Origin of the sequence: Photobacterium sp. GB-1 (assembly GCF_003026165.1) — a bacterium.
GTDB lineage: Bacteria > Pseudomonadota > Gammaproteobacteria > Enterobacterales > Vibrionaceae > Photobacterium.
Map to the genome: position 1 here is coordinate 121,604 of NZ_PYOB01000008.1, position 26,333 is coordinate 147,936.

The following is a 26,333-nucleotide window of genomic DNA, read 5'->3' on the forward strand; positions in this document are numbered from 1 at the left end:
ATGGCACGTCGTCGTAAAGGTCGCCCAATTAATGGTGTCATTTTAGTTGATAAGCCTACGGGAATTAGTTCAAACGATACCTTACAGAAAGTAAAACGTATCTTTTTTGCTCAAAAGGCGGGCCATACTGGTGCGCTTGATCCTTTGGCGACGGGTATGCTGCCCATCTGTTTTGGTGAAGCAACAAAGTTCTCTCAGTTCTTGTTAGATTCAGATAAACGCTATCGTGTGATCGCAAAACTGGGCGAACGTACTGATACTTCTGATTCTGATGGCGAAGTAGTTGAAACACGTGATGTGAACGTTAATCGTGAGCAACTCGAAGCGTGTATTGATAAGTTCCGTGGTACAACAGATCAGATCCCATCAATGTATTCTGCGCTGAAGTACAAAGGGCGTAAATTATACGAATATGCACGTGAAGGCGTCGAGGTTCCTCGTGAATCACGAAAAATTACTGTTTATTCTGTTGATTTACTGCGTTTTGATAATAATGAAGTTGAAATGGAACTTCATGTATCAAAAGGTACTTATATTCGTACTATCGTTGATGATCTGGGCGAAATGCTTGGTTGTGGTGCTCACGTTATCATGTTGCGTCGTACAGGGGTTTCTAACTTCCCGTATGAGCGAATGGTTACTATTGAGCAGTTACAAGCGATGCTTGATGATGCAAAAGCCAATGAGATAGAACCAGGCTCTGTGCTGGATGCGTTATTGCTACCAACCGACACCGCAGTACAAGATTTGCCTGAAGTGAATATCAGTGCTGAGGTTGCGGTGCATGTGCTTAATGGTAATCCGGTAGAAGCTGACAATGTTCCTGCAAAAGGGACCTTAGTACGTATTTCTGTCGGCTCTGAGCGTGAGTTTATTGGTGTGGGGACTATCGATCTTAAAGGTATGCTAGCGCCAAAACGCGTCATGGCGAATGAACATCAGCAAGATTAATTGACAACGGTAGAACCACTCACTGCTTTGCTTTTAAAGAATGCAATGAAGACTTCTATTTATTGTTTATTATTGTCGTGGTTACTAATTATTCGCTTGTAGTTATCTATATCGATCAGTATAATCCGCGGCTTGGGTGCCGGCTGAATCAGAGATTGGCGGCACAAATTAAAACATCTTTGTATTAGGAATGAGTTATGTCTCTGAATGCAGAAACTAAAGCAGCAATCGTTGCAGAATACGCACAATGTGAAAATGATACTGGTTCTCCTGAAGTTCAGGTTGCACTTTTAACAGCGCAAATCAACCACCTTCAAGGTCACTTTGCTAACCACAAACACGACCACCACAGCCGTCGCGGTCTGCTACGTATGGTTTCTCGTCGTCGTAAGCTTCTAGATTACCTAAAAGGTAAGAACCTAGATCGTTACCAAGACCTAATCAAGCGTCTAGGCCTACGTCGCTAAGATTGCTTTTAGAAAGGAGCCTTATGGCTCCTTTCTTTTTGTTTTAAAAGATAATACATACCGCAGTTTATATTTTTCCTTCTGTTATTTTCCTCAATTTCGTCTACTATCTGTACCGAAGTTAATCTTATGTTTGTTGTATGCATGCTAAGGCAGGAATATGATAGATAAAAAGAGAAGCTGTAGTTAATCCCATTTTTATGTATCACGAGTCGTTTTCGTCGACCTTTAGGTCGCGGCTAATAAAATACCTCATCATGATGAGATATTTCCTTAGTCGCGATACGTGAAATTACATGAAAGTGAATATCATCACATGACGCTGTTGTTTGTCTTAGTTATAATTAGCAAGCAAATAGAAAGCGGAATATATTTAAGGAAATTCACGTGAATCCTATCGTAAAGACTTTCCAGTACGGTAACCACACGGTTACTCTAGAGACTGGTGTTATGGCACGTCAAGCGACGGCTGCAGTAATGGTTAGCATGGACGACACTTCTGTGTTCGTTTCTGTTGTTGGTAAGAAAACAGCAGTAGAAGGCCAAGACTTCTTCCCACTAACAGTGAACTACCAAGAGCGTACTTACGCTGCAGGTAAAATTCCTGGTGGTTTCTTCAAGCGCGAAGGTCGCCCTTCTGAAGGCGAAACTCTGACTGCACGTCTAATTGACCGTCCAATCCGCCCACTATTCCCTGACGATTTCAAAAACGAAGTTCAAGTTATCGCTACTGTGGTTTCTGTTAACCCTGCAGTAAGCCCTGACATCGTAACTATGATCGGTACATCTGCAGCACTTGCTATTTCTGGTATTCCATTTAATGGTCCTATCGGTGCGGCACGTGTTGGTTACATCAACGATCAATTCGTACTTAACCCAAGCAATGTTGAGCTAGAAGAAAGCCGTCTAGATCTTGTTGTTGCTGGTACAAAAGATGCTGTACTAATGGTTGAGTCAGAAGCTGACCGTCTATCTGAAGAGCAAATGCTACAAGCGGTTGTATTTGGTCATGACCAACAACAAGTTGCTATCAATGCAATCAACGAGTTTGCTGCTGAAGTGGCAACGCCAGCTTGGGATTGGGTTGCTCCTCAAGAGAACACTGCACTTAAAAATAAGATCGCAGAGCTTGCTGAAGCTAAGCTTGTTGATGCTTACCAAATCACTGAGAAAATGGCGCGTTACGACCGCATTCATGAGATTGCTGGTGAAGTTAACGATGCAATTCTTGCTGAAGATGCAGAAGCAAATACAAAAGAAATCCACACTATCTTCCACGATCTAGAGAAGACAGTTGTACGTGGTCGCATCATTGCGGGCAACCCACGTATTGATGGTCGTGAAAAAGACATGGTTCGTGCGTTAGACGTACGTACTGGTGTCCTTCCACGTACTCACGGTTCTTCACTATTTACTCGTGGTGAAACTCAGGCACTTGTTACTGCAACATTGGGTACACAACGTGACGCACAGATCATTGATGGTCTAACTGGTGAGACGAAAGATCACTTCCTACTACACTACAACTTCCCTCCATACTGTGTAGGTGAGACGGGTTTTGTAGGTTCGCCTAAGCGTCGTGAAATTGGTCACGGTAAACTGGCTAAGCGTGGTATTGCTGCTGTAATGCCATCTGTAGACGAATTCCCATACACAGTACGTGTAGTATCAGAAATCACTGAATCTAACGGTTCATCTTCAATGGCTTCTGTATGTGGTACGTCTCTTGCTCTTATGGACGCTGGTGTGCCAATTAAAGCGTCTGTTGCGGGTATCGCAATGGGTCTTGTTAAAGAAGGCGACGATTTCGTTGTTCTTTCTGACATCCTTGGTGACGAAGATCACCTAGGTGACATGGACTTTAAAGTAGCAGGTACTGATGACGGTATTACTGCACTTCAAATGGATATCAAGATCGAAGGTATCACTAAAGAGATCATGCAGATTGCTCTTAACCAAGCTAAAGGCGCGCGTAAGCACATCCTTAGCGTAATGGATAACGCAATCAATACTCCACGTGAAGATATCTCTCAGTTCGCTCCTCGTATCCATACGATGAAGATCAACCCTGAGAAGATCAAAGATGTTATCGGTAAAGGTGGTGCTGTTATTCGTGCACTTACTGAAGAAACGGGTACTACAATCGAGATCGAAGATGATGGCACAGTGAAGATCGCTGCGACTGAAGGTACTGCTGCGAAAGAAGCAATCCGTCGTATCGAAGAAATCACAGCTGACGTTGAAGTAGGTCGTATCTACACAGGTAAAGTAATGCGTATCGTTGATTTCGGTGCGTTTGTATCTGTGATTGGTACTAAAGAAGGTCTAGTACACATTTCTCAAATCTCACAAGATCGTGTAGAGAAAGTGTCTGACTACCTACAAATGGGTCAAGAAGTTCAAGTTAAAGTGCTAGAAATCGACCGTCAAGGCCGTATCCGTCTAAGCATGAAAGAAGCAGTTGAAACACCTGCTGCTGAAGCGCCAGCTCAAAACGAACAGCCTCAAGGCTAAGTTTTTTGCTAAAAGCATGATATAAAGGGGCTATCTAGCCCCTTTTTGTTATCTAAAAAACATCATGCCGTGTTCTATGGTGTAGAGTAATACAATAGGATCGTGATTATTAAGCCTTAGGGAGAAGCGCTTTGATAGCAACTCGCTTTACATTTGCCGTTATGACTGTAGCGATGATGCTAACAGGCTGTTCGGCGATGCCAACCAAGTGGACTCATCCACCGATGGCTATTCCATTTCAACCAACTTTACAGCAGCAAATTCAATTAGCTCGCATTGATCAAATTTTGCAGCGAGACGATATTCCACAGGCAACATTAGCGAAAATATATTACGAGCGTGGGCTAGTTAATGACAGCTTAGGGTTACGTGATTTAGCGCGATTAGATTTTAATAAATCCCTCAATTTAGAGCCGAACCAACCCGATTTATATAATGTGTTAGGGGTCTATTTTACCCAAATGGCACATTTTGATGCGGCTTATGAAGCGTTTGATTCTACCTTAGAGTTAGCGCCTAACCATCTTTATGCTCAACGTAATCGCGGTATTGCCCTGTACTACGGTGAGCGCTATGAATTAGCGAATCAAGATCTTTTGCCTCATTACGAACAGGATCATAATGATCCGTATCGCGTGATCTGGCTATACCTTAATGATGTTGAATTAAGCCCAGAGAAGGCGCAAGCTCAATTAAAACAGCGCTATGATGCCAGTGATAAAAAAGCGTGGGGATGGCAATTGGTACGTCTGTTTTTAGGGCAAATTACAGAGCGAGAATTACTCAGTGATATTGCACAGCAGAGCGAAAATAACGATCAACTTGCTGAACATTTAACAGAAGCGTATTTTTATCTCGGTAAGCTACATCAGAACAATCAGGATTATTCTACTGCGGTAATGCTCTATAAATTGGCGTTAGCGGGGAATGTGTATGAGTTTATTGAACACCGGTTGTCGCTCCTGGAGCTCAGTCGATTATACTCTGCGTATCAAGATCAATCCCCTGATACACAAAATGAAGAAACCGTCCCAGTAGTCCCTGGGGGATAAAAAGAAAAGCCGCATTAGCGGCTTTTTTTATTTAAGTAATTACTCGCTGATGTTCAATCCAGCTAAGCTATGCCAATAACCATTACATTGATGGCTATCCTCTAGTTGATGACGAGTTGCACTTTGTTCATTAGCTCGGAAATCATCAACCAAAGATAATGTATCAAGACCCAGTGGGCTTAAACGCACGACATCAACGATATCAGCCATACCTTTAAGATCGTTTATTAGGTTATAGCAGTAGCCTGATTGAGTCTGAATACCATTTAGGGTAAAGACTTTTTGGTTTTCTTGGCTATTGACTGTGATCCCTTGTGGATACTTGATACAGCAGGTTTCACAGTCATCTTTGGCGCGATTTTCTGCGCGAGCGGTAAAGCAACGGGCAGAATACGCTAACGGTAGATAGCCATAGCTAAACACTTCCGTTTCAAATTGATTGCGAATGCCCAGTTTTTCACATTCAATTAAGGTGTTATTTAACCATTCACGTGATAACTCAACCGGCATACACCAACGGGTCATGCCTTGTTTTAAAAACAGGTTTAATGTTTGGGCGTTATAACAGTTAACCGCAGGACCAACGACAAAAGGAATTTTTGCTTCAGAGGCTAATTGAATCGCAGAGACGTCGTTAGCTTCAATGATAAAATCACCATTATCGATGTACTTTTTCATGATGTTCACTTCGCTTGGCGCTTCGAGTAGCGCCATTGTCGATAGCACGACTTGTTTTCCACTATCGGCAATATCTTTCGCGATCTCTAACCATTGTGCAGGCTTTAGCTCGCGGCGTTTTGAACATACACTTTCGCCTAAATAAATGATATCAACATTGCTGTTTTTTGCTTGTTGGTAAAACGCTTCAACATCATTTTTAGGCCAGAAGTAAAGTAATGGGCCAAGAGAATATTTCATGGTTTGGCTCCTATTGCCATTTACGGTGATAAGCACCGAGTGTGGTTTGTTTACCTTCTGATACATTACCAAGACATGCATTCCAAGCAGGATTTACTTGGTAGCCTTCTGGATTAGCTAAATAGTGATCAATCGCTGCACGCCATGTGCGGGTGACCTGTTCAACATAAGCAGGGCTACGCTGACGACCTTCAATTTTTACTGAGGCGATATTGGCCTTAAATAGCTCAGGAAGAATCTCCAGAGTATTGAGGCTCGTTGGCTCTTCAAGGGCGTGATAGCGTTTGTTCTCACCGTCAATGTTGATATCAAAGCGACCTTTACACAGTGTAGGGTAGCCAGCGTTTTCACCATGGCCATAGCGGTCAATCAGTACTTCGTTTAAGCGAGACTCTAAGCCTTGTGGCGTTTCTTGCCAACGGACAAATTTGGCTGGTGAACAAGCGCCTACAGTATTAGGGGATTCACCGGTCATGTAAGACGATAAGTAGCAACGCCCTTCAGACATAATACATAGGCTACCAAAAGCAAAGACTTCTAGCTCCATATCTGTATTACGTGCCAGTTGTTTTACTTGATGAATCGATAAAACCCGAGGCAGTACAACACGCTTTATATTGAAATTTTGTTTATAAAAATCAATCGCGGCAGTGTTAGTTGCTGAAGCTTGTACTGATAGGTGAAGTTCTAAGTCAGGATACGTTGTAGCGGCGTACTCTAGCACTGCAATATCCGCGACAATCAGCGCATCAACCCCCATAGCGGCTGCATTATCTACCGCTTTTGTCCAGCGGTTGAAACCATCGGGATGGGCAAAGGTGTTGAGTGCAATATGTAATTTACGGTCGTGATCTTTTACGTACTGTACGGCTTTTTCGAGTTTACGGCCTGTAAAGTTTAAACCTGCAAAATGGCGGGCGTTAGTATCATCCTTGAAACCGATATAAACGGCATCTGCACCATTATCAATTGCGGTTTTTAAGGCTGGAAGGTTACCAGCGGGGCAGAGAAGCTCCATTATTTTTTATCATCCAGTCTTTGAATAAAATTATGACCTTTGATACTAAAATTCTTTATCTTATGGCGCTTTGATTTTAGGCAGGTTTTCGTTGTTTTTATTAATAAAAAGGAGCGTTATTGCTCCTTTTTTTTGTGGTGTTTTTGACTCATTTGTTTTGCAGTAAAATGGCTTCTAATTCATGCTTTGGCATGGGACGATAGAAGTGGAAACCTTGGATATAATCACAATTTAAATTAGATAGCAGTGTGGCTTGTTGACGGGTTTCAATCCCTTCGGCGACCACACTCATTTTTAGTGATTTACCTAAGTTGATGATGTTTTCAATTAAGGTTACCTGTTTAGGAATGGTGTCGATATCTTGAATAAACGCGCGATCCACTTTAAGTTCATCTAACGGAAAACGCGCAAGATATGAGAGTGACGAATACCCAGTACCAAAGTCATCAATCGACAGTGCAAAGCCAAGTTGCTTAATGGCATTGAGCATTTGGATGGTATGTTCACCATCACTCATTACCGCACTTTCTGTCAGCTCAAAGGTAATATCGGCAGGGTTGACATCTGTTGATAAACGTAATTTATCAACAAAGTTTATTAAGCCTGAATTACCAAACTGTTGCGGCGATAAGTTAATCGCGACTCGTCCTGTTAGCAATTTACGTTTTTTCCACAGGCTGACGGTGGTGAAGACCTCACGCATGACTGCGCAGCCGAGTTGTTCAATTAAGCCAGAGCTTTCTGCGACCGGAATAAATTGGGCAGGGCTAATATAGCCTTCGACAGGGTGTTTCCAACGTACTAACGCTTCTGCGCCGTCAATCGCAAAGTCACGGGCATTAACTTTTGGTTGATACCAAACTTCGAGGCCATTATTTTGCAGCGCTTTTTGTAGCTCTATTTCCAGCCATAAACGCATTCGTGCTTCTTTGCTCATCGCATCATTGAATTCAACTAAGCGATTTCGACCTCGATGTTTTGCTTCATACATGGCGGTATCGGCATTTTGTAGCATCATGCGTGCATCATTACCATGCCCCGGGGAGGTGACCATTCCAATTGAGCAGGCTAAGTGCTTTCTAAAGTGACGCAGCTCAAACGGTTGATTAACCAGCGCTATGATTTGCTCTGAGATAATCTCGCCAGTGCGTTCATGCTCAGGGTTTGGTAATAGGATCGCAAACTCATCACCGCTTAAATAGCCCAAAATTGCGGTTTCAGGTAGTAATCGACGTAAGCGTTGTGCAATTTCTTGCAGCACTTTATCGCCAATGTGGTGACCGAGTGAATCATTGATATTTTTAAAGTTATCAATATCAATATAGAGCATCACGACAGGCGTTTCTGCTTTCATCAGTTGGTCTAATTGACGAGTAAAGCCGTGACGATTGAGCAAACCAGTTAATGGATCCATTTGTACTAGTTGTTCAATTTGTCCTTGTTGGCGCTTATTGTCTTTTTCTTGAATGGTTTCGAGTTTCACCAGTAACGCTTCAGTCCCCATTTGTTTCACAGGAGAGATGGTCAGCTTTAAAGGCTTAGTCTGTTCGTTATGAATAATCGGGAAGTAGGTGATAGTTTCTTTATTGTCATTATTTTTTAAGCGATGACTGGTGCAAGGTTGTTTCTGATTATCGTGTAGTAGTTGATCCAGTGGGCGACCAAGTAGTTCTTTTTTTGAATGACAACCAAGTTGGATCGCGGCTTGTTCATTCGCATTAATAATAATGTTATTTTCAACTAAACAAATGCCTTCAGTGATCAAGTTATTCAATTGTGTTAACTGGTGTTCTGTCTCTTCTAATGAATGGATCAGGATCTGGCGTTCAGAGGTATCAATGGAATGTAGAATAATATGTTGTACGGTGCCGTTGCTATCTAATAATGGAGCAAGACTAAAGTGTAAACTTGATTCATGTCGGCTATCGTTAAGCACGACTTCTGCCTCAATACTTTCGCCATTAAATGCACGTTCATAGTAAGGTTTAAGGGAGTGATAATAATGTTGACCGAAGACATTGGTGTCGTTATTGCCGAGTAATTCTTCTCGCTCAAGACCACTAACTTCACTAAAGCGATTATTTACCGAGTGATAGTTATGTTGGCGATCAAGGATGGCAAAAAAGAAGGGGCTATTATCCGTCAGCAAAGGAAACCAATAATCTAGTTGCTCTGTTGGCATGTCGTCACCATTCTCCATGATTTGTGCGGATATGTGCATTGCTGAATAGTAGGCAATCGTATTTTCATTTATCTATGTACTCTAACTCGAATATGTACAACATAGCGAAAATTATTATCAACTTTGCTGAAACAGAAGCATTTTTTTTGACTCAAGGCATAAAACGAAATAGCGTTCTTGCCATACAATCGAAGACTAAGTGCGATTTTAAACAGGAATAAATCATAGTGATTGCTCAACTTCGAAAACAACTCGTTCAACATGGTCCTTCATTACTGTGTGTACCGGCCAAACTGACACCTTTTTCGCTTCAGAAAAAAGTGATGTTGGATGGCTTAGCTATGGTTTTCAAAGAGGCACTAGAGGATGGTGATTTTGAGTTTTTAGAAGATCGTTGGCTTAAAGTTGAAGTGCGTGATTTAGGCTTACAGTGGTTTATAAGTTACGAAAATGAAAAGTTAGTTGTAGCGGAATCTTGTGAACAAGAAGATGTGAGTTTCAGTGGTGAGTGTAATGATTTAGTACTTATTGCTGCACGGAAAGAAGATCCTGATACACTGTTCTTCCAACGTCGTCTTCGAATTGAAGGGGATACTGAGTTAGGGCTAGAAGTTAAAAACTTGATGGATAGTATCGATCTTGATTCTTTACCTGCTCCTGTGAAATTTATTTTGCAGCAATCTGCCGATTTCATTCATCAAGGTATGCATGATCGCAGTGCTGCCCAAGAGGCCTTAAATGCTCATTAGATCCGAAGCTCCCGCTGATATCTTAACGATTGATACGCTATTAAAAGCCGTATTTCCCACTGATGCTGAAGCTAAACTTGTTATGGCGTTACGCGAAAATGGAAATCGAACCCTATCGCTGGTGGCGTGTAATGATGAAGGTGAAGTGGTGGGTTATGCCTTTTTTAGCCCTGTAACGGTTGATGGTGTTGACACCAATTGGCAAGGCCTAGCGCCTTTAGCGGTTCGTGATGATTACCAAAATCAGGGAATTGGTTTGACGTTGCTTGAAGAAGCAAAAAGTGTACTCGCTGATTTTGATTATCCCGTTATAGTGGCGGTGGGAAATTCTGAATATTATGAAAAAGCGGGTTTTACAAAAGCCGTTGATCATCAACTTACTGCTACTTTGCCTGATACAGAAAATACGTTTATGGTTTATGAAGTTTTTCCTGAATCCGTCGCACAATATCAAGGTAAAGTTGAATACTGTAACGAATTCAACGCACAATAAATACATCGTACGTATTTATTGATTAATGCTTTAATGTCTGACAATGAAAGCACAGCGATACTACGCTGTGCTTTTTATATTGAAAAATCATTAGTATTGAGAAGTAAGATATCTAATTTCTACATATAGCTAATTACTACATCGTGATAGTTTGTTATTTATATAAATATAATTAGGACTGTCACCGATGATCCCTCGCAGCATCACATCGCCAAAAAAATTCATTATTGGTCAAGATTTACTTTCTCAACTTGATGTTTTTATAAAAGACTTTGGCAATAATGCCTTATTGATTTGTGATGATTTCATTTTAGATCGTGTTCAACAAGAAGCGTTGCCTTGTTTAGAACTCGCGGGGATCAAGGCATATTGCGAGAAATTTCAGTATGAATGTACTGATAATGAAATTGAACGTTTACGTAAGATAGCCACAACACAAAATGCCAATGTTGTTGTTGGTATTGGTGGTGGTAAAACCATGGATGTGGCGAAAGCCGTTGCGCATTATAGCAATGCATCAGTGGTGATCTTCCCAACAATAGCCTCAAGTGATGCACCTTGTACCGCGGTGTCTGTTATTTATAAAGATAGTGGTGAATTTGATCGTTATTTGTTATTGCCGCAAAACCCTGATGTGGTATTAGCAGATACTCGTATTATTGCTCAAGCGCCGGAAAAATATTTTGCCGCGGGTATTGGTGATGCGATAGCAACCTTTTTTGAAACGCGTGCTTGTTGTTACGCTGCTGGACTTAATCTAGTACAAAAACGTGTGTCACGTACCGGACTCGGTATGGCTCTTATGTGTTATGAGTTGATTGTCGATAACGTTGAAATGGCGATGGAAGCTGTACGCCGTCAGGAAGTTACACCGGCCTTAGAAGAAATGGTAGAAGCCATTGTGTATTTAAGCGGTGTGGCGGCAGAATCAGGCGGCATTGCGTGTGCACATGCGATTTGTAATGGCATGTCATCACTTGAGAAGTTTAATTATATTCAACATGGTGAAAAAGTAGCATTTGGTCTATTAGTACAATTAGTACTAGAGGAAGCCGATATTGAAGAAATAGAGAATGTAATTTACGTGATAAAAATGGCAGGGTTACCACTGACATTGGCTGATTTTGGTATTAATGAATGGGTTGAAGATGATTGGCGTCAGATTGTTGATCTTGCCTGTTCACCAAGCGGCTCAATGAGTAATATGCCTGTTGCTGTGAGTGCAGAGCAAGTGTACCAAGCGGTGATTGCAGCCAATGAATTAGCACAACGTTATCACGACTAAGTTGATTTTATGTGAGAGAAATACCGGCCTAGAGCCGGTATTTTTTTATCTCTGTTTTGAGTAAGCTTTATGAGTACAACCGATACGTAATTTGGTAGGATCTGCGCTCATTGCTCCTCATAGCGTGCTCAAGACATGCTGTGATTGATAGAAAAGATAGCAGGTGTGGAATGAAACAACGTGATATTCAGGTTCTACAAGAAATGGGACTCACTTATTGGCAGGTTAGAAAGCCTGAAATATTTCCCAATCAAGAGATCCCTGTTATCGATCTACCTGAACATTGCAAGTTACTACTGATAACCAATGATGAGCTTAATGAGCATGATGCTTGGCTCTTCGGACGGATCCTGAGCAGTATGAAACTAACGCCAGAACAAGCATTATGTTTACCTCTTGAAGCCGTTGAACAAGTCGGTGAGCATTATTTAACATGGTGTTGGTTTGCTGGTTGCCAAGGGGCTCACCCGACAGGCTGTCAGGTATTAAATTCCGTATCTTTACACTTAATGCATAATGATCCTTCATCGAAGAAAGCATTATGGCAACAGATCTGTAGTTATGACGTATAAAATTATTCCATTAGACACCCAGCATGTTGATGATGTTTGGCGTATTGAACAAGCGGCTCATGCTTTTCCATGGGCAGAGTCGATGATCCGTAAAGAGCCAAATCGTATTGCAGCAAACTATGTGTTAGTCGTTGATGATCAGGTAGTAGGGTACTGCTTTGGTCAATTAGTCGCGGGTGAAGGAACACTGTTAAATATTGCTATTGATCCTGCTCATCAACGAAAGGGATATGGCAAAGTGTTACTCAATGGTTTTATTGATGCGTTAGAAGCCAAGCAAGCGGAAGAGATTTGGTTAGAAGTCCGAGAGAGTAATACCGGTGCGTATAAACTTTATGAAGCAACTGGCTTTAATGAAACTAACCGCCGTATTGATTACTACCCAACGGAAAATGGGCGTGAAGATGCCTTGATCATGGCGTATATGTTTATGCCTTTTGGCTAGGCCAATAATCAGTGAGTAAGTGATATAAAAAAGCCGAGCGTGATGCTCGGCTTTGTTCTATCTAGCTGAGGTGATTAGTGCTCACGAGTTGCACGGAAATCAACTTCAGGGAAACGCTCTTTTGCAAGGTTTAAGTTAACCATCGTTGGGGCGATATAAGAGAGATTATCGCCACCATCTAGAGCAAGGTTAGATTGGTTCTTACGCTTAAACTCTTCGAGTTTTTTCACGTCATTACACTCAACCCAACGCGCAGTTGCTACATTAACGCCTTCATAGATTGCTTCAACGTTATATTCCGCTTTAAGACGGGCAACAACCACATCAAACTGAAGTACACCAACCGCACCAACGATCAAATCGTTGTTTTGCAGTGGGCGGAATACCTGTACCGCACCTTCTTCTGAAAGCTGTACCAGACCTTTTAATAGCTGCTTTTGCTTAAGTGGATCTTTAAGACGAATACGACGGAATAATTCTGGTGCGAAGTTAGGAATACCTGCGAACTTCAGGCTTTCACCTTGAGTGAAGGTATCACCAATTTGAATCGTACCGTGGTTATGTAGGCCGATAATATCACCAGCATAAGCCGTTTCTGCGCGAGAACGATCACCTGCCATAAATGTTACCGCATCAGAAATACTTACATTTTTGCCAGTACGAACATGGTTCATCTTCATACCTTGGGTGTAAGTACCCGATACAATACGCATAAAGGCAATACGGTCACGGTGTTTAGGATCCATGTTTGCTTGGATCTTAAATACGAAGCCAGAAAACTTCTCTTCTGTTGCTTCAACTTCACGCTCATTCGCTTGGCGAGAAAGTGGTGCAGGTGCCCATGCCGTTAAGCCATCAAGCATGTGATCAACACCAAAGTTACCCAGTGCGGTACCGAAAAATACTGGTGTTAGTTCACCGGCTAAAAATAGCTCTTCATCAAATTCATTTGATGCGCCCATTACAAGCTCTAGCTCTTCACGAAGTTGTTCCGCAAGCTCTGTACCAACAGCTTCATCAAGATCAGAATTTTCCAATCCTTTAATGATGCGTTGCTCTTGAATTGTGTGGCCTTGACCTGTGCTGTATAAGATCGTTTCATCACGGTGGATATGGTAAACACCTTTGAATTCTTTACCACAACCGATAGGCCATGAAATAGGGGCACAAGCCATACCTAATTCATTTTCTACTTCATCAAGAAGCTCCATTGGATCACGAATATCACGGTCCAATTTGTTCATGAAAGTAACAATCGGTGTATCACGTAGACGCGTCACTTCCATTAACTTACGAGTACGATCCTCGACACCTTTTGCCGCATCGATAACCATTAAACATGAGTCAACAGCGGTTAGGGTACGGTAAGTATCTTCAGAGAAATCTTCGTGTCCTGGAGTATCAAGAAGGTTTACTAGGCACTCGTTATATGGGAACTGCATTACAGATGTAGTTACCGAGATACCACGTTCTTTTTCCATCTCCATCCAGTCTGATTTGGCGTGTTGGTTTGAACCACGGCCTTTTACTGTACCGGCTTTTTGGATAGCGTTTCCGAATAACAGTACTTTTTCAGTAATGGTGGTCTTACCCGCATCGGGGTGAGAGATGATAGCGAAAGTACGACGTTTTGATACTTCGCCCTGAAACTGAGTTTGCGACATTAGCGTGTTCTTTTTTAATAAAAGTACTCCGTTGCTGCCGTATTACATCAAGCAAAGCAACAGAACAGAATGAATGGAGTGAGTTACTGCTTATTGTCGCTGATTTTAGCGCGAGACTCAATCTAGGTGTATAAGAATCATTAAGGGTAGTTAGAAATAATATTAAGATTATATTGAATCATCACTATTTACGTATTAGTTACTACAGGAATATTTATGATAGATACCCACTGCCATTTTGATTTCCCCCCCTTTAATGATGACCCAAAGCGAGCATTGACATTGGCGCAAGAGGGAGGGGTGAACCAGATAGTGATCCCAACGGTAGGGCAATCGAATTGGGCTAAAGTACAGCTGTTATGTCAGCGCTATCCCGCACTTTATTACGGTTTAGGTATTCATCCTTTCTTTAGTGCTGAGCATACGAGTGATGTTTGTCAGCGTTTACATTTTGAGTTGAAGGAAGCACTTCAACAACCATATTCAAAATGTGTTGCCGTAGGTGAATGTGGATTAGATTTTGCCATTGAAACCCTTGATAGAGAATTACAACATACATGGTTACAAGCACAATTACAGTTAGCGAATATCTATCGATTGCCGATTATTTTGCATTGCCGCAAAGCCTTTCCTGAATTAGTGCGAGCCATAAGAGCAGATACGCCATCTCAAGGTGGGGTCTATCATGGGTTTAGTGGCAGTTATCAGCAAGCGGTTCAATTAATAGATCTAGGCTTAAAAATTGGTGTTGGCGGTACTATTACCTATGAGCGTGCAAAAAAAACGCGAGAGACTATCGCGAAATTACCTCTCTCTGAGATTGTGTTAGAAACCGATGCGCCAGATATGCCCGTCTGTGGTTTCCAAGGTCAGCCGAACAGACCGGAAAGAATCGCTTATGTAATGAATACTGTTGCGTCTCTTAAAGGGATAAGTATCGAGTCTGTCACTGAAGCGACAACCTTAACGGCACATGAACTTTTCAAAATCCCATCGTGATCTTGGTGCAAAAGGTAAACGATTGCGTAAAACGTTTGCGTTTCACGGGTGAACTTTTTGTGATGGTGTTCACGTATCGATTAACTCTTTCATGGTTGTGGCATCAAAATTGTGAACTTAGCATTACTTTGTCCGCGCATCGATGGGTATAATGCGCCCGACTCTTAATAGAGCCGAATTGTCGAGACGCCAAACTTAACTTAATAGGATATACATAAACCATGAGCATGTTTATGAGCCTGGTTGGGATGGTTGTACTGCTACTTATTGCGGTACTACTATCAGACAACCGTAAAGCAATTAATCTACGTACTGTTGGAGGCGCGTTCGCTATCCAATTTTTATTAGGTGCATTCGTTCTTTATGTACCAGTTGGTCGTGATGTGCTATATGGCATGTCTCAGGCAGTTGCTAATGTTATTGCTTATGGTAATGACGGTATCAATTTCCTATTTGGCGGTCTAACATCGGACAAAATGTTTGAAGTGTTCGGTGGTGGCGGCTTCGTATTCGCACTACGCGTTCTTCCTGTTATTGTTTTCTTTTCCGCGTTGATCAGTGTTCTTTACTACCTAGGTGTGATGCAAATTGTTATCAACATCCTTGGTGGTGGTCTACGTAAAGTATTGGGTACTTCTCACGCTGAATCTATGTCAGCGACAGCAAACATTTTTGTTGGTCAAACAGAAGCGCCACTAGTTGTTCGTCCATTCATTCCTAAAATGACTCAGTCTGAGCTATTTGCAGTAATGTGTGGTGGTTTGGCGTCAGTTGCTGGTGGTGTACTTGCAGGTTACGCATCAATGGGTGTTCCTCTAGAGTACCTAATTGCAGCATCATTCATGGCAGCCCCTGGTGGTTTATTGTTTGCTAAAATCATCAAGCCAGAAACAGAGCAGCCTGTAGAGCAGATTGCCGGTGTCGACGAAGAAGGCGTTGAAAAACCAGCTAACGTTATTGACGCAGCAGCGGCCGGTGCATCATCAGGTATGCAGCTTGCGCTAAACGTAGGTGCGATGCTACTAGCATTCATCGGTCTAATCGCACTAATCAACGGTATGCTAGGTGGCATTGGTGGTTGGTTTGGTATGCCTCAGCTGACACTAGAACTTATCCTAGGTTACATTTTCGCACCACTTGCGTACCTAATTGGTGTGCCATGGGGTGAAGCACAAGTGGCGGGTTCATTCATTGGTCAGAAGATTGTTGTTAACGAATTCGTGGCTTACTTAAACTTTGCACCGTACTTAAAAGACGTGGCAGATGGCGGTATGGTTGTAGCACAAACAGGTGTTGCAATGACTGAGAAGACGAAAGCTATCATCTCATTCGCACTATGTGGTTTCGCAAACCTATCATCGGTTGCAATCCTACTTGGTGGTCTAGGTGGCCTTGCTCCAAGTCGCCGTGCAGAGATTGCTCGCTTTGGTATGAAGGCAGTAGCAGCAGGTACATTATCTAACCTAATGTCTGCAACGATTGCTGGTCTGTTTATCTCTTTAGCAATGTAATTGCAGAGATAACTGAATAAAGAAGAACGCCTCAATGAAAATTGGGGCGTTTTTTTATGCCTGATACTTTTGGTTATCAACAGGAAAAGTAAACATTATGGCTATTGTTCTAAATTAACTTCATAAAATCGATTGCGTTCCCTTTTCTTATATTCCACTCTGCTATTCTTATGCTAAAGATTATAAGTGTGTTGAGACAGGTAGTATCAGACTCAGCAGTAAATAGTGATGTCAGAAGTGCTCATTAACTGTTTCTGATTCTCTATTTTAGTAAACACATTATCCACTGGTGGAAACATAAGTTTGATAGGCTTAAGACGGCGGTCTTGCTATTATTGAGCCTAACAAATACAGCGATTTGTAAGAGCGGGCGAGTTGTTCGGCTCTTGCGCGGGAATAGGGATAAGTCATTTGGTAAGTATTCACTTACTAAAACTTCAAGGAATCAAGTCCGCTCATTTGTTGCAGTAGTTCTTACTGCATTCGGTAGCCTAATGAATAATCATTAGCGCTTTACCTTCGTTTATACTGATATTTAGAGCCTTATAGCTAAGCGCTTTAAATGTAATATTACGACTGGAGATAGTCATGAGCGATTTAAAAACTGCTGCACTACGTGCACTTAAATTAATGGATTTAACAACACTGAATGACGACGACACTGACGCAAAAGTGATCGAGCTTTGTAAGAATGCAAAAACAGTGGTTGGTAATACTGCAGCAGTGTGTATTTACCCTCGCTTTATCCCAGTAGCGAAAAAGCAACTACGTGAGCAAGGTACGCCAGATGTCCGTATTGCAACGGTAACGAACTTCCCACATGGTAATGATGATATCGAGATTGCTGTTGCAGAAACCAAAGCGGCAGTGGCTTACGGTGCTGACGAAGTAGACGTAGTATTCCCATACCGCGCACTTATGGCGGGTAATGCAGAGGTTGGCTTTGAACTTGTCAAGCAATGTAAAGCGGCATGTGGTGATAACGTACTGCTTAAAGTCATTATCGAAACGGGTGAGCTAAAAACTGAAGCGCTAATTAAGCAAGCATCTGAAATCTCAATTAAAGCTGGTGCTGATTTTATTAAAACCTCAACCGGTAAAGTGCCTGTTAATGCAACACCAGAATACGCACAAATCATGCTTAACGTGATCAAAGATATGGGCGTTGCTAAAACTGTTGGCTTTAAGCCTGCTGGTGGTGTTCGTACTGCTGAAGATGCACAGCAATACCTAGCAATGGCTGATGATATTCTTGGTGCAGAGTGGGCTGATAGCCGTCACTACCGTTTTGGTGCATCGAGCTTACTTGCTAATTTGTTACACACACTAGGTGAAGGTGAAGAAGCGGCGCAAGGCGGCTACTAATCCTTTGTAAACAAGGTGGTGATGTGCCACCTTGTTTTAACTCTTTGTCGGCATTATAAATGCCGTACTAATTCTTGAATTGGCTTTTTCCAGCACTGCATTTTCGCGGTTGTTGCCTTTTTTGCACCTAAAATTTAGAAATAAAGCAAAATAAAACACAATTTAAGCATTGGTGACCCTACTTCGCTGAATTAAAAATAAGAGGAACAGCATGTACTTACCTCAAGAAATCATTCGTAAAAAGCGTGACAATATTGAATTAAGCGCCGATGAAATTAACTTTTTCATTCAAGGTGTAGCGAAAGACACCGTCTCTGAAGGCCAAATCGCCGCATTTGCAATGGCGATTTATTTTAATGATATGACGATGGATGAGCGCGTTGCCTTAACTTGTGCGATGCGTGATTCAGGCATGGTGATTGATTGGGGATACATGCACTTTGATGGTCCTATTGTTGATAAGCACTCAACTGGCGGTGTCGGTGATGTTACTTCACTGATGCTAGGTGCAATGGTGGCAGCATGTGGTGGTTATGTACCGATGATCTCTGGTCGTGGCTTAGGTCATACGGGGGGGACATTAGATAAGTTAGAAGCTATCCCTGGTTATAACATCACACCAACCAATGACGTTTTCGGTAAAGTAACCAAAGAAGCCGGTGTGGCAATTATTGGTCAGACCGGTGATTTAGCACCTGCGGATAAACGTGTGTACGCAACTCGTGATGTAACCGCGACGGTTGATAATATCTCACTTATTACCGCTTCTATTTTATCGAAGAAATTGGCGGCGGGCTTAGATTACCTCGTCATGGATGTGAAAGTAGGCTCTGGTGCTTTCATGCCAACTTACCAAGCCTCTGAAGAGCTTGCGAAATCAATTGTAGCAGTGGCAAATGGTGCGGGTACGTGTACTTCTGCATTGCTAACCGACATGAACCAAGTATTAGCATCAAGCGCGGGTAACGCAGTTGAAGTGCGTGAAGCGGTCCAGTTTCTAACTGGTGAATACCGTAACTCTCGTTTGTTTGAAGTCACCATGGCACTGTGTGCTGAAATGTTAGTGATCAGTAAATTAGCAGCTGATACCCAACAAGCGCGTGTAAAACTACAGGCCGTATTAGACAACGGTCAAGCCGCTGAGCGGTTTGGTAAAATGGTAGCAGGCTTAGGTGGCCCTACTGATTTTATCGAGAATTATGACAACTATTTAGAGAAAACTGAGATTGTAAAACCAGTATTTGCTGAAACAACAGGTTTTGCTCATGCTATGGATACGCGTGGCTTAGGTATGGCGGTTGTTGGTATGGGCGGTGGTCGTCGTGTTGCTAGCGATAATATTGACTATGCGGTTGGTTTTAGCGACATGATCCGTTTAGGTGATGAAGTTTACGCTGATACCCCTCTTGCAATGGTACATGCTCGTACTGAAGCGCAATGGGAAGAAGCAGCGAAAGCGATTCGCAGTAATATTACGGTGAATGAGAACAAACCTGAAGCGACACCTGAAGTTTACCGACGTATCACCAAACAAGATGTGTAATGGAGTAACGATGAAACGTTCAATTATTTTAGTGCTAGATTCTTTTGGTATTGGTGCCTCTGCAGACGCTGATAAATTTGGTGATGTAGGTGCAAATACCTTAGGCCATATAGCACAGGCGTGTGCGCGTGGCGAAGCCAATAATGGCGATCGCAACGGTCCATTACACTTACCTAATTTAACTAAGCTTGGTTTAGCGAAAGCGTGTGAAGAATCATGCGGTAGCTTCCCTGAAGGCATGGATCCAAATTCCGAGATCACTGGAGCTTATGGCCATGCGCAAGAACTTTCTTCTGGTAAGGACACACCGTCTGGTCACTGGGAAATTGCCGGTGTACCCGTATTGTTTGAATGGGGTTACTTTAGCGATAAAGAAAACAGTTTTCCTAAAGAACTGACCGATCGTATTCTTGCTCGTGCAGGTTTAGATAGTTTCTTAGGTAACTGCCATGCATCAGGTACACAAGTGCTTGATGATTTGGGTGAAGAGCACATGAAGACAGGGATGCCTATCTTCTATACGTCTGCTGACTCAGTATTCCAAATTGCGTGTCATGAAGAAACATTCGGTTTAGAGCGTTTATTAGAGCTTTGCCAAATTGCGCGTGAAGAGCTAGAAGATTACAACATTGGTCGTGTTATCGCGCGTCCATTTATCGGTGCGGGTAAAGGTCAATTTGAGCGTACAGGGAATCGCCGTGACTTGTCGCTTGAGCCGCCAGCAGCAACGATCTTGCAAAAGCTTGTTGATGAAAAACAAGGTGAAGTGGTATCGATTGGTAAAATTTCTGATATCTATGCCGGCTGTGGTATTTCAAGCAAAGTAAAAGCGACAGGTATTCCTGCTTTATTTGATGCAACACTTGAACAAATGAAACAAGCGGGTGACAACACTATTATATTTACCAACTTTGTTGATTTTGATTCAGCCTATGGTCACCGTCGTAATGTTGCGGGTTATGCGGCTGCGCTTGAGTATTTCGATCGCCGTCTTCCTGAGATTTTAGCGTTACTTCAAGGTGACGATGTACTGATCATTACCGCCGATCATGGTTGTGATCCAACATGGCCGGGCACAGATCATACTCGTGAACACATTCCAGTATTGGTATCGGGTCCTAAAGTTAAGCCGGGATCATTAGGTTTACGTGAAAGCTTTGCTGATATTGGTCAGAGCCTAGCTGAGTACTTCGGTACAACAGATATGGAATACGGTAAGTCGTTTCTATAACTAAAATTTAAAATAAGGGTAAATCTTATTTACCCTTATTTATTCTTTAAAAGACATGATTGTTCAGCATTTTCCACTTTATAATGTCGGGCAATCACAGCATGTTTAGCTAAACGTTAGTGATTAATTTTCAACACTGACAGCTAACTAAAATTAGGAAAAGGATACAACTATGGCTACTCCACATATTAATGCTGAAATGGGTGATTTTGCAGATGTCGTTTTAATGCCGGGCGATCCGCTACGTGCTAAATACATCGCTGAAACTTTCCTAGATGATGCAAAAGAAGTATGTAACGTACGTAGTATGTTAGGCTTCACGGGCACATACAAAGGTCGCACGATCTCAGTTATGGGCCATGGTATGGGTATTCCATCATGTTCTATCTACGCAACAGAATTAATTAAAGATTTTGGTGTGAAGAAAATCATTCGTGTGGGTAGTTGTGGTGCTGTACGTGATGACGTTAAGTTACGTGATGTTGTTATCGGTATGGGCGCATCAACAGATTCTAAAGTAAACCGTATTCGTTTTGGCGGTCATGACTTTGCAGCGATTGCTGATTTCGGCATGGTACAAAATGCGGTAGATGCAGCAAAAGCGAAAGGTATCCCAGTTAAAGTGGGTAATATCTTCTCTGCTGATCTGTTCTACAATCCTGATTTTGAATTCTTCAAAACAATGGATAAGTACGGCATCGTTGGTGTTGAGATGGAAGCGGCTGGTATCTATGGTGTTGCAGCTGAGTTTGGTGCTAAAGCATTAACTATCTGTACTGTTTCTGATCACATCCTACGTGGCGAAGCAACAACATCGGAAGAGCGTCAATTAACATTCAACGAGATGATTGAAATCGCGTTAGATTCTGTGATCTTAGGTGATGCAGAAGCATAATCTTTACTGATTACGTACAAAAAAACGGAAACAGCTCGGCTGTTTCCGTTTTTTTTATCTTGTTAATTTGCCTGCGATTAACAACCGTATTTAATCTTTCGCGTTTGCGGTAAGAAAAAACGGAAAGTGCCAGATGTCTTTTCTGCGACCGAAGGTAAAAGCAAGCAACACCCCAATCATCAATGAAGCCAGTGTTAAGCCTCGAATAATACGGGTCATATAATGAATTTGGTCTTTGGCATTGGCTAACAGTTTATTGTGCTCAAGCGTAATACGAACAAAACCAATCACATGCTTATTAGCAAAAATAGGCTCAACAATTTGCTGGCGACCAATGCTGGCCATCGCAAGCGGTGTTGATAGCCCTGTCAGTTGTGTCAATGGCATTGAGTTATCAGTTTTCGCCAAGGTCACACCTTCAATATTGTAGATAGTGGCGTCCAAAATTAATGGCTCATCGGATAAGTTATTCACCAATTTTTGTAATTTATCTTGGTTATTATCCGTAATATCACTGGCTGCATTTTCTGCTGCTTGTCGTACTAACATACGTGACAATGTTTGAGTTTGCTCACTTAGCATTTGGTAGTTACGCTGGGTTAAGAGCGCGCTGTATTCCAGCATTCCAATTAATACTAAGCCACATAATAGGAGAACAGAAAGCCGTCCTAGATGTTGCCAGCGTTTCTTTTTCCACTTTATCATCGAGTTAACCTTTGCTGTGTTCTGATGGTATTTTACACGATAATAGAGTCGTTAAGAATATCCCTGTTTATTTGATTTATTAGTAATAAAAACAGATGGTTAAATGTCCGTTCTGATATTTAGTCATAAATAATTACTCTTTTTGTTGTATTTATTTAAGATAAATAAGTGAAAATTAACTATGTTTCATTACAGTTTAGTAACATTTTTGGGTTGCTCTTCACTATCAGTATCGGTAGTTTGTAAAGAAGTAGCGACAAATTGCACCATTATTACGATATTGCCATTTAAATCATCGTAATATAGCAATAAGTTACTTTTAGGATAAATAATATGGATATTGAGTACGTGCTGAAAATAAAAAAACACCCCACGCTGTATAAACGTTTCCCACAATTATTAACGGTAACCAATGGTGATAAACGCCAAGCGCAATGGTTATTTTATGGGAAAAATATTAGCCATTATGATGTTGAATTATTAAATAGTGCAGTACACGGTGATCTTCAATTGCTGGCTGGCTGGAAAGTGGGATCTTATGATGTTTTCACGATTGCGAATGATCTTACTGAGCAAGCAGAGCAAATACTGGCTGAATTACAGTTAGATTACTTCCAGCTTTCCGATCTTCCTGAGTTAGCGGAGCCAGGTTTAATTGTTTTTGATATGGACTCTACCGCGATTCAAATTGAATGTATTGATGAAATCGCTAAGTTAGCTGGTGTGGGAGAGCAAGTCGCTGAAGTGACAGAGCGAGCGATGCAAGGTGAACTCGATTTTGAGCAGAGTTTACGTCAACGTGTTGGTACACTCGAAGGTGCCGATGAAGCGATATTGGCTCAAGTAAAAGAAAACTTACCCTTTATGCCTGAGATGCGTGAAGTAGTGGCAACATTGCATGCCTATGGGTGGAAAGTCGCGATTGCATCTGGTGGCTTTACTTATTTCTCTGATTATTTACAGCAAGAGTTAGACTTAGTTGGGGCGTTCTCAAATCAATTAGAAATCGTTGATGGTAAATTAACGGGGAATGTTCTTGGTGATGTGGTGGATGCGCAAGCAAAAGCGAATATCTTGCAAAGTCTTGCTGAGCAATATGATATCGAACCACACAATACGGTCGCTGTAGGTGATGGAGCAAATGATCTGGTGATGATGAAAGCGGCAGGTTTAGGGATTGCTTATCACGCGAAACCGAAAGTTGAACAACAAGCACCTGCCGTGATCCGCCACGCTGATCTCGGTGGTATTTTATGTATCTTATCAGCATCGCTCGTACCTCAACGACTAAGCTGGTAAGTCATTTAGAAATAGATAAAAAGCCGTTGATTGTCTCTATTTATTATAGAAACGATCAACGGCTTTTTTAATGGCTAAAGAAAAGCGTTATTAGCTGATCTCTAATCGAACTAACACTTCATCTGTTATATCAAAGATTTCGCCGCAACCGATCAAAGAAATAAATTCGGCTTCTAAAGCTCGTGCTCGATGGAGAGTTAAACGCGCTAATTCACTCAGTTTTTCACCAATTAATGCTGTTAAAGGATTAAAAATAGGTAAGGCGGTGACACGAATAGCGATAAAGCTACCGCTTTTTCGTGCAAATGAGATAAAGCGAATACGCTCTTCGACGCTTTCAAACTCATAGCTAGCTTTAACTGCTATCTTTTTTACCTTGCCATCAATTTGCTCAAAAGCGATATAGAGTTCATGGACATAAGGTTCACGTATATTCTCGATAGGGCGCATTGGATAAGCTAACATTTCATTTACTCGACGCTTAAACAGTAAGCCAAGTTCAAAATGTTTTTGCTCGCCCAGCTGATAAAAAATATCAGCGAGTGGCGACAGTGGAAAGTTTGATCCAACAGCTTTGACTTTTATTTTGTGATCTATCTTTTCGGCAAAATAAGGAATGCTATTTAAACGGGTTAATAGCATTTGGTGCATAGCAAGTAACATAGCAGGCGAGGGAAGTTGCTCCTCACAAAGAGCGAACCTTTCTTCATTATTTTGAATAAGTTTACGTAAAAACTTTTCACCGATGCGTGATTCTTGACTATCTCGTATCGTAAGTTGGATATTTTTTCCGTTAGGGCTAGTCCGAATCACTTGATAGGGCATACGGGTTAAGATGTCGAGTTTAGCCAAGCGCTGTAGTTGCTCAAATTTAATCGTAACGTGATCATCTTTTTTACAGCGAAATGGCGTATCAAGATTAATATTGAGTCCACGGCTCGAAAAGTCGATAGAATGGCCATGGCTAATTAATTGCCCTTGTTGATATAACGAGATCGTTGTTTTATAGCTAAAACGTGATTCACTGCGTTGAGGTTTTGGATCAAAATGGATCGCTTCAGCCAAACAAACCGGATTTTTAGGATGTCTAAATGGGTTGATCGCTTGGCTGGATAACGTTGATTTCTGCGTTAAATGATAATCTGATTGGGTATTTTTATGGGTGATATCTTGCAGAACCCCAACATGGGTGAGATCTTGGAATTTCTCAATCATTTCAGGGGCAACATCATTGAGCTTCTCAAGCTCTTGTTGACGTAAAGGGGAAACCGTCAACCGCATCACTCGCCAACTATCACGGTGCGAGCCTAATTGCCAAAAAATACGGCGTTGTTCTTGGTCCATTTCAGGTAAAGCGGCAGAATAAAAATAACGGTGGCCTTGATGATCGTGATGGAAGCAATAAATTAAGGTGCTAGATTGCTTTAGCCCTTTATGTCCAAGTGAAGCAATACGCTGCTCTGATAATAATTGATTGATCACAGGCTGATTACGTTCATCGTGCCAGTATTGCCATAAATAACGGTTGTGATCGGTCAGTAAAGCGTATTTAAGCTCAGTATCAGAGAAAAAGAGAGGCAGCCCGACGGTATGTTTAAGAAAGCAATGTTCATAGCCTTGGGTACGCGCCTGAATAATTTTATCTTCATGATTATTTCGATGGCGGAGTATGCCTTTATTTTGACTAGCGATGATCAGCTTTTTTAACGCTTCATTTTCACTTAGCGCAATGAGACGTAGCCATTTAAAGCTAGCGTCTTCAGGGTTATCATCAATGCCTAATACCCGATAGCGATGAGGTTGCTCTAAAAGAGGCTCATTGTGTATTTCTGCCAATTGTGGGAAGTAAGCATCAATAGTCTGTCCTAACCGATAGCTAAAGGCCGAAGGGACTTTAAATTTCGCTCCTGATGACGAAAGATCCGTTGTCATTCCCCAGATCTGTTGATTAAAAGGAATGCTGATAGTTACGGGGGTGCTAATTTGCAGTCGGTTTTCTTCTCGATGGAGATAATGACCAAAACGGATCAAATTAGCGGTAAATAACTCTGTGGTTACTTTTTTCTCCGTCGATGTTGCACGCTCACCTTGTTGATGTAATTCTCTAAAATTATTATGCGTGTTCACCAAGGCCTCATAGAGACCAACGCAATATTGATTATTGAAGACCTTACTACGGCGGTGAAGAATATTAATAGCAACATCATCAAGCCAATGGGTTTGACCATTAAAAGTATAAGAGCGGCATTGACCTTTTACACGACCACGTAAATCAATGATTTTTTTGCACGGGGCCATTAACCGATTAATTTCCATTTTGATACGGAGTTTGATCGGCCCTGATTCATTACTGGTTAAACTATCAAAAACTTGGTGGAAATCTTCACTTCCATAAGCAGGTAGTAGTTGCTCTATGAGTGCTTTGTAATCGTCCAACTGCATTTTATTTTCTGTTAAAAGATTCACTGATAGTAT

General features: G+C 41.7%; 22 protein-coding genes. 16 read left to right on the top strand and 6 right to left on the bottom strand.

What is annotated here, in order from left to right; genetic code table 11:
• The 4 genes from truB to nlpI all read left to right on the top strand — a co-directional run bounded on the left by truB (position 1) and on the right by nlpI (position 4,984).
• Positions 1-951 (top strand): tRNA pseudouridine(55) synthase TruB, encoded by a 951-nt coding sequence (gene truB / locus C9J45_RS10885; protein WP_107207285.1) that lies wholly within the window; start codon positions 1-3, stop codon positions 949-951.
• A 197-nt stretch (positions 952-1,148) separates the two neighbouring features.
• Positions 1,149-1,418 carry a 30S ribosomal protein S15 gene (gene rpsO / locus C9J45_RS10890; RefSeq protein ID WP_005369538.1) on the top strand — a complete coding sequence of 90 codons (270 nt, stop codon included), beginning with the start codon at positions 1,149-1,151 and terminating at the stop codon, positions 1,416-1,418.
• Between the two features lie 387 nt (positions 1,419-1,805).
• Complete coding sequence (pnp, locus tag C9J45_RS10895) at positions 1,806-3,932, top strand: polyribonucleotide nucleotidyltransferase (RefSeq protein WP_369917577.1); 2,127 nt, start codon at positions 1,806-1,808, stop codon at positions 3,930-3,932.
• 131 nt (positions 3,933-4,063) lie between these two features.
• On the top strand, positions 4,064-4,984 hold the full coding sequence (gene nlpI / locus C9J45_RS10900; RefSeq protein WP_107260496.1) for a lipoprotein NlpI: 921 nt from the start codon (positions 4,064-4,066) through the stop codon (positions 4,982-4,984).
• Between the two features lie 39 nt (positions 4,985-5,023).
• Here nlpI and C9J45_RS10905 read toward each other — a convergent pair whose 3' ends face one another.
• From C9J45_RS10905 to C9J45_RS10915, 3 genes are all read right to left on the bottom strand, one after another.
• Positions 5,024-5,902, bottom strand: coding sequence for a U32 family peptidase (locus C9J45_RS10905; protein WP_107207287.1), 879 nt, complete (start codon positions 5,900-5,902; stop codon positions 5,024-5,026).
• Between the two features lie 10 nt (positions 5,903-5,912).
• Complete coding sequence (locus C9J45_RS10910; protein ID WP_107207288.1) at positions 5,913-6,920, bottom strand: peptidase U32 family protein; 1,008 nt, start codon at positions 6,918-6,920, stop codon at positions 5,913-5,915.
• Between the two features lie 148 nt (positions 6,921-7,068).
• A complete protein-coding gene (locus C9J45_RS10915; protein ID WP_199187067.1) occupies positions 7,069-9,102 on the bottom strand; it encodes an EAL domain-containing protein in 2,034 nt (677 codons plus the stop codon).
• 227 nt (positions 9,103-9,329) lie between these two features.
• Here C9J45_RS10915 and C9J45_RS10920 point away from each other — a divergent pair, with 227 nt between their 5' ends.
• From C9J45_RS10920 to rimI, 5 genes are all read left to right on the top strand, one after another.
• Positions 9,330-9,851, top strand: a complete 522-nt coding sequence (locus C9J45_RS10920; protein ID WP_107292517.1) for an SCP2 domain-containing protein — start codon at positions 9,330-9,332, stop codon at positions 9,849-9,851.
• A complete protein-coding gene (locus C9J45_RS10925; protein WP_107207291.1) occupies positions 9,841-10,344 on the top strand; it encodes a GNAT family N-acetyltransferase in 504 nt (167 codons plus the stop codon). The genes C9J45_RS10920 and C9J45_RS10925 overlap by 11 nt, the downstream gene beginning before the upstream one ends.
• A gap of 187 nt (positions 10,345-10,531) precedes the next feature.
• The gene (locus C9J45_RS10930) at positions 10,532-11,629 is read left to right on the top strand and encodes a glycerol dehydrogenase (RefSeq protein ID WP_107207292.1); all 1,098 of its coding nucleotides are present in this window, start codon (positions 10,532-10,534) and stop codon (positions 11,627-11,629) included.
• 170 nt (positions 11,630-11,799) lie between these two features.
• A complete protein-coding gene (locus tag C9J45_RS10935; RefSeq protein WP_107207293.1) occupies positions 11,800-12,201 on the top strand; it encodes a DNA polymerase III subunit psi in 402 nt (133 codons plus the stop codon).
• Positions 12,191-12,646, top strand: coding sequence for a ribosomal protein S18-alanine N-acetyltransferase (gene rimI, locus C9J45_RS10940; RefSeq protein ID WP_107207294.1), 456 nt, complete (start codon positions 12,191-12,193; stop codon positions 12,644-12,646). Before C9J45_RS10935 ends, rimI begins: the two co-directional genes overlap by 11 nt.
• A 74-nt stretch (positions 12,647-12,720) precedes the next feature.
• Here the strand turns inward: rimI and prfC are convergent, their stop codons facing one another.
• Positions 12,721-14,310, bottom strand: a complete 1,590-nt coding sequence (gene prfC, locus C9J45_RS10945) for a peptide chain release factor 3 (RefSeq protein ID WP_107207295.1) — start codon at positions 14,308-14,310, stop codon at positions 12,721-12,723.
• A gap of 216 nt (positions 14,311-14,526) precedes the next feature.
• Here prfC and C9J45_RS10950 point away from each other — a divergent pair, with 216 nt between their 5' ends.
• The 6 genes from C9J45_RS10950 to deoD all read left to right on the top strand — a co-directional run bounded on the left by C9J45_RS10950 (position 14,527) and on the right by deoD (position 21,854).
• The gene (locus C9J45_RS10950; RefSeq protein WP_107292518.1) at positions 14,527-15,309 is read left to right on the top strand and encodes a TatD family hydrolase; all 783 of its coding nucleotides are present in this window, start codon (positions 14,527-14,529) and stop codon (positions 15,307-15,309) included.
• A 221-nt stretch (positions 15,310-15,530) separates the two neighbouring features.
• On the top strand, positions 15,531-16,820 hold the full coding sequence (locus tag C9J45_RS10955) for a NupC/NupG family nucleoside CNT transporter (protein ID WP_107207297.1): 1,290 nt from the start codon (positions 15,531-15,533) through the stop codon (positions 16,818-16,820).
• Between the two features lie 588 nt (positions 16,821-17,408).
• The gene (gene deoC, locus C9J45_RS10960) at positions 17,409-18,185 is read left to right on the top strand and encodes a deoxyribose-phosphate aldolase (RefSeq protein ID WP_107207298.1); all 777 of its coding nucleotides are present in this window, start codon (positions 17,409-17,411) and stop codon (positions 18,183-18,185) included.
• 211 nt (positions 18,186-18,396) lie between these two features.
• Positions 18,397-19,728, top strand: coding sequence for a thymidine phosphorylase (gene deoA, locus C9J45_RS10965; RefSeq protein ID WP_107246723.1), 1,332 nt, complete (start codon positions 18,397-18,399; stop codon positions 19,726-19,728).
• A gap of 10 nt (positions 19,729-19,738) precedes the next feature.
• On the top strand, positions 19,739-20,959 hold the full coding sequence (locus C9J45_RS10970) for a phosphopentomutase (RefSeq protein ID WP_107207300.1): 1,221 nt from the start codon (positions 19,739-19,741) through the stop codon (positions 20,957-20,959).
• Between the two features lie 172 nt (positions 20,960-21,131).
• The gene (gene deoD / locus C9J45_RS10975) at positions 21,132-21,854 is read left to right on the top strand and encodes a purine-nucleoside phosphorylase (RefSeq protein ID WP_107207301.1); all 723 of its coding nucleotides are present in this window, start codon (positions 21,132-21,134) and stop codon (positions 21,852-21,854) included.
• Between the two features lie 90 nt (positions 21,855-21,944).
• Here deoD and C9J45_RS10980 read toward each other — a convergent pair whose 3' ends face one another.
• A complete protein-coding gene (locus C9J45_RS10980; RefSeq protein ID WP_107290864.1) occupies positions 21,945-22,559 on the bottom strand; it encodes a YtjB family periplasmic protein in 615 nt (204 codons plus the stop codon).
• A gap of 333 nt (positions 22,560-22,892) precedes the next feature.
• Here C9J45_RS10980 and serB point away from each other — a divergent pair, with 333 nt between their 5' ends.
• The gene (gene serB, locus C9J45_RS10985) at positions 22,893-23,858 is read left to right on the top strand and encodes a phosphoserine phosphatase (RefSeq protein ID WP_107292519.1); all 966 of its coding nucleotides are present in this window, start codon (positions 22,893-22,895) and stop codon (positions 23,856-23,858) included.
• A gap of 90 nt (positions 23,859-23,948) precedes the next feature.
• Here the strand turns inward: serB and C9J45_RS10990 are convergent, their stop codons facing one another.
• Complete coding sequence (locus C9J45_RS10990) at positions 23,949-26,300, bottom strand: PilZ domain-containing protein (protein ID WP_107292520.1); 2,352 nt, start codon at positions 26,298-26,300, stop codon at positions 23,949-23,951.
• Positions 26,301-26,333: the final 33 nt, after the last annotated feature.

What these genes read in the sequence shown, in the direction of transcription:
- C9J45_RS10980 (WP_107290864.1), bottom strand. Translation starts at nt 22,559, where the DNA reads ATGATAAAGTGGAAAAAGAAACGCTGGCAACATCTAGGACGGCTTTCT.
- deoD (WP_107207301.1), top strand. Translation starts at nt 21,132, where the DNA reads ATGGCTACTCCACATATTAATGCTGAAATGGGTGATTTTGCAGATGTC.
- C9J45_RS10925 (WP_107207291.1), top strand. Translation starts at nt 9,841, where the DNA reads ATGCTCATTAGATCCGAAGCTCCCGCTGATATCTTAACGATTGATACG.
- rimI (WP_107207294.1), top strand. Translation starts at nt 12,191, where the DNA reads ATGACGTATAAAATTATTCCATTAGACACCCAGCATGTTGATGATGTT.
- rpsO (WP_005369538.1), top strand. Translation starts at nt 1,149, where the DNA reads ATGTCTCTGAATGCAGAAACTAAAGCAGCAATCGTTGCAGAATACGCA.
- C9J45_RS10955 (WP_107207297.1), top strand. Translation starts at nt 15,531, where the DNA reads ATGAGCATGTTTATGAGCCTGGTTGGGATGGTTGTACTGCTACTTATT.
- truB (WP_107207285.1), top strand. Translation starts at nt 1, where the DNA reads ATGGCACGTCGTCGTAAAGGTCGCCCAATTAATGGTGTCATTTTAGTT.
- serB (WP_107292519.1), top strand. Translation starts at nt 22,893, where the DNA reads ATGGATATTGAGTACGTGCTGAAAATAAAAAAACACCCCACGCTGTAT.
- deoA (WP_107246723.1), top strand. Translation starts at nt 18,397, where the DNA reads ATGTACTTACCTCAAGAAATCATTCGTAAAAAGCGTGACAATATTGAA.
- C9J45_RS10930 (WP_107207292.1), top strand. Translation starts at nt 10,532, where the DNA reads ATGATCCCTCGCAGCATCACATCGCCAAAAAAATTCATTATTGGTCAA.
- deoC (WP_107207298.1), top strand. Translation starts at nt 17,409, where the DNA reads ATGAGCGATTTAAAAACTGCTGCACTACGTGCACTTAAATTAATGGAT.
- prfC (WP_107207295.1), bottom strand. Translation starts at nt 14,310, where the DNA reads ATGTCGCAAACTCAGTTTCAGGGCGAAGTATCAAAACGTCGTACTTTC.
- C9J45_RS10970 (WP_107207300.1), top strand. Translation starts at nt 19,739, where the DNA reads ATGAAACGTTCAATTATTTTAGTGCTAGATTCTTTTGGTATTGGTGCC.
- C9J45_RS10935 (WP_107207293.1), top strand. Translation starts at nt 11,800, where the DNA reads ATGAAACAACGTGATATTCAGGTTCTACAAGAAATGGGACTCACTTAT.
- C9J45_RS10910 (WP_107207288.1), bottom strand. Translation starts at nt 6,920, where the DNA reads ATGGAGCTTCTCTGCCCCGCTGGTAACCTTCCAGCCTTAAAAACCGCA.
- C9J45_RS10915 (WP_199187067.1), bottom strand. Translation starts at nt 9,102, where the DNA reads ATGCCAACAGAGCAACTAGATTATTGGTTTCCTTTGCTGACGGATAAT.
- C9J45_RS10990 (WP_107292520.1), bottom strand. Translation starts at nt 26,300, where the DNA reads ATGCAGTTGGACGATTACAAAGCACTCATAGAGCAACTACTACCTGCT.
- C9J45_RS10905 (WP_107207287.1), bottom strand. Translation starts at nt 5,902, where the DNA reads ATGAAATATTCTCTTGGCCCATTACTTTACTTCTGGCCTAAAAATGAT.
- C9J45_RS10950 (WP_107292518.1), top strand. Translation starts at nt 14,527, where the DNA reads ATGATAGATACCCACTGCCATTTTGATTTCCCCCCCTTTAATGATGAC.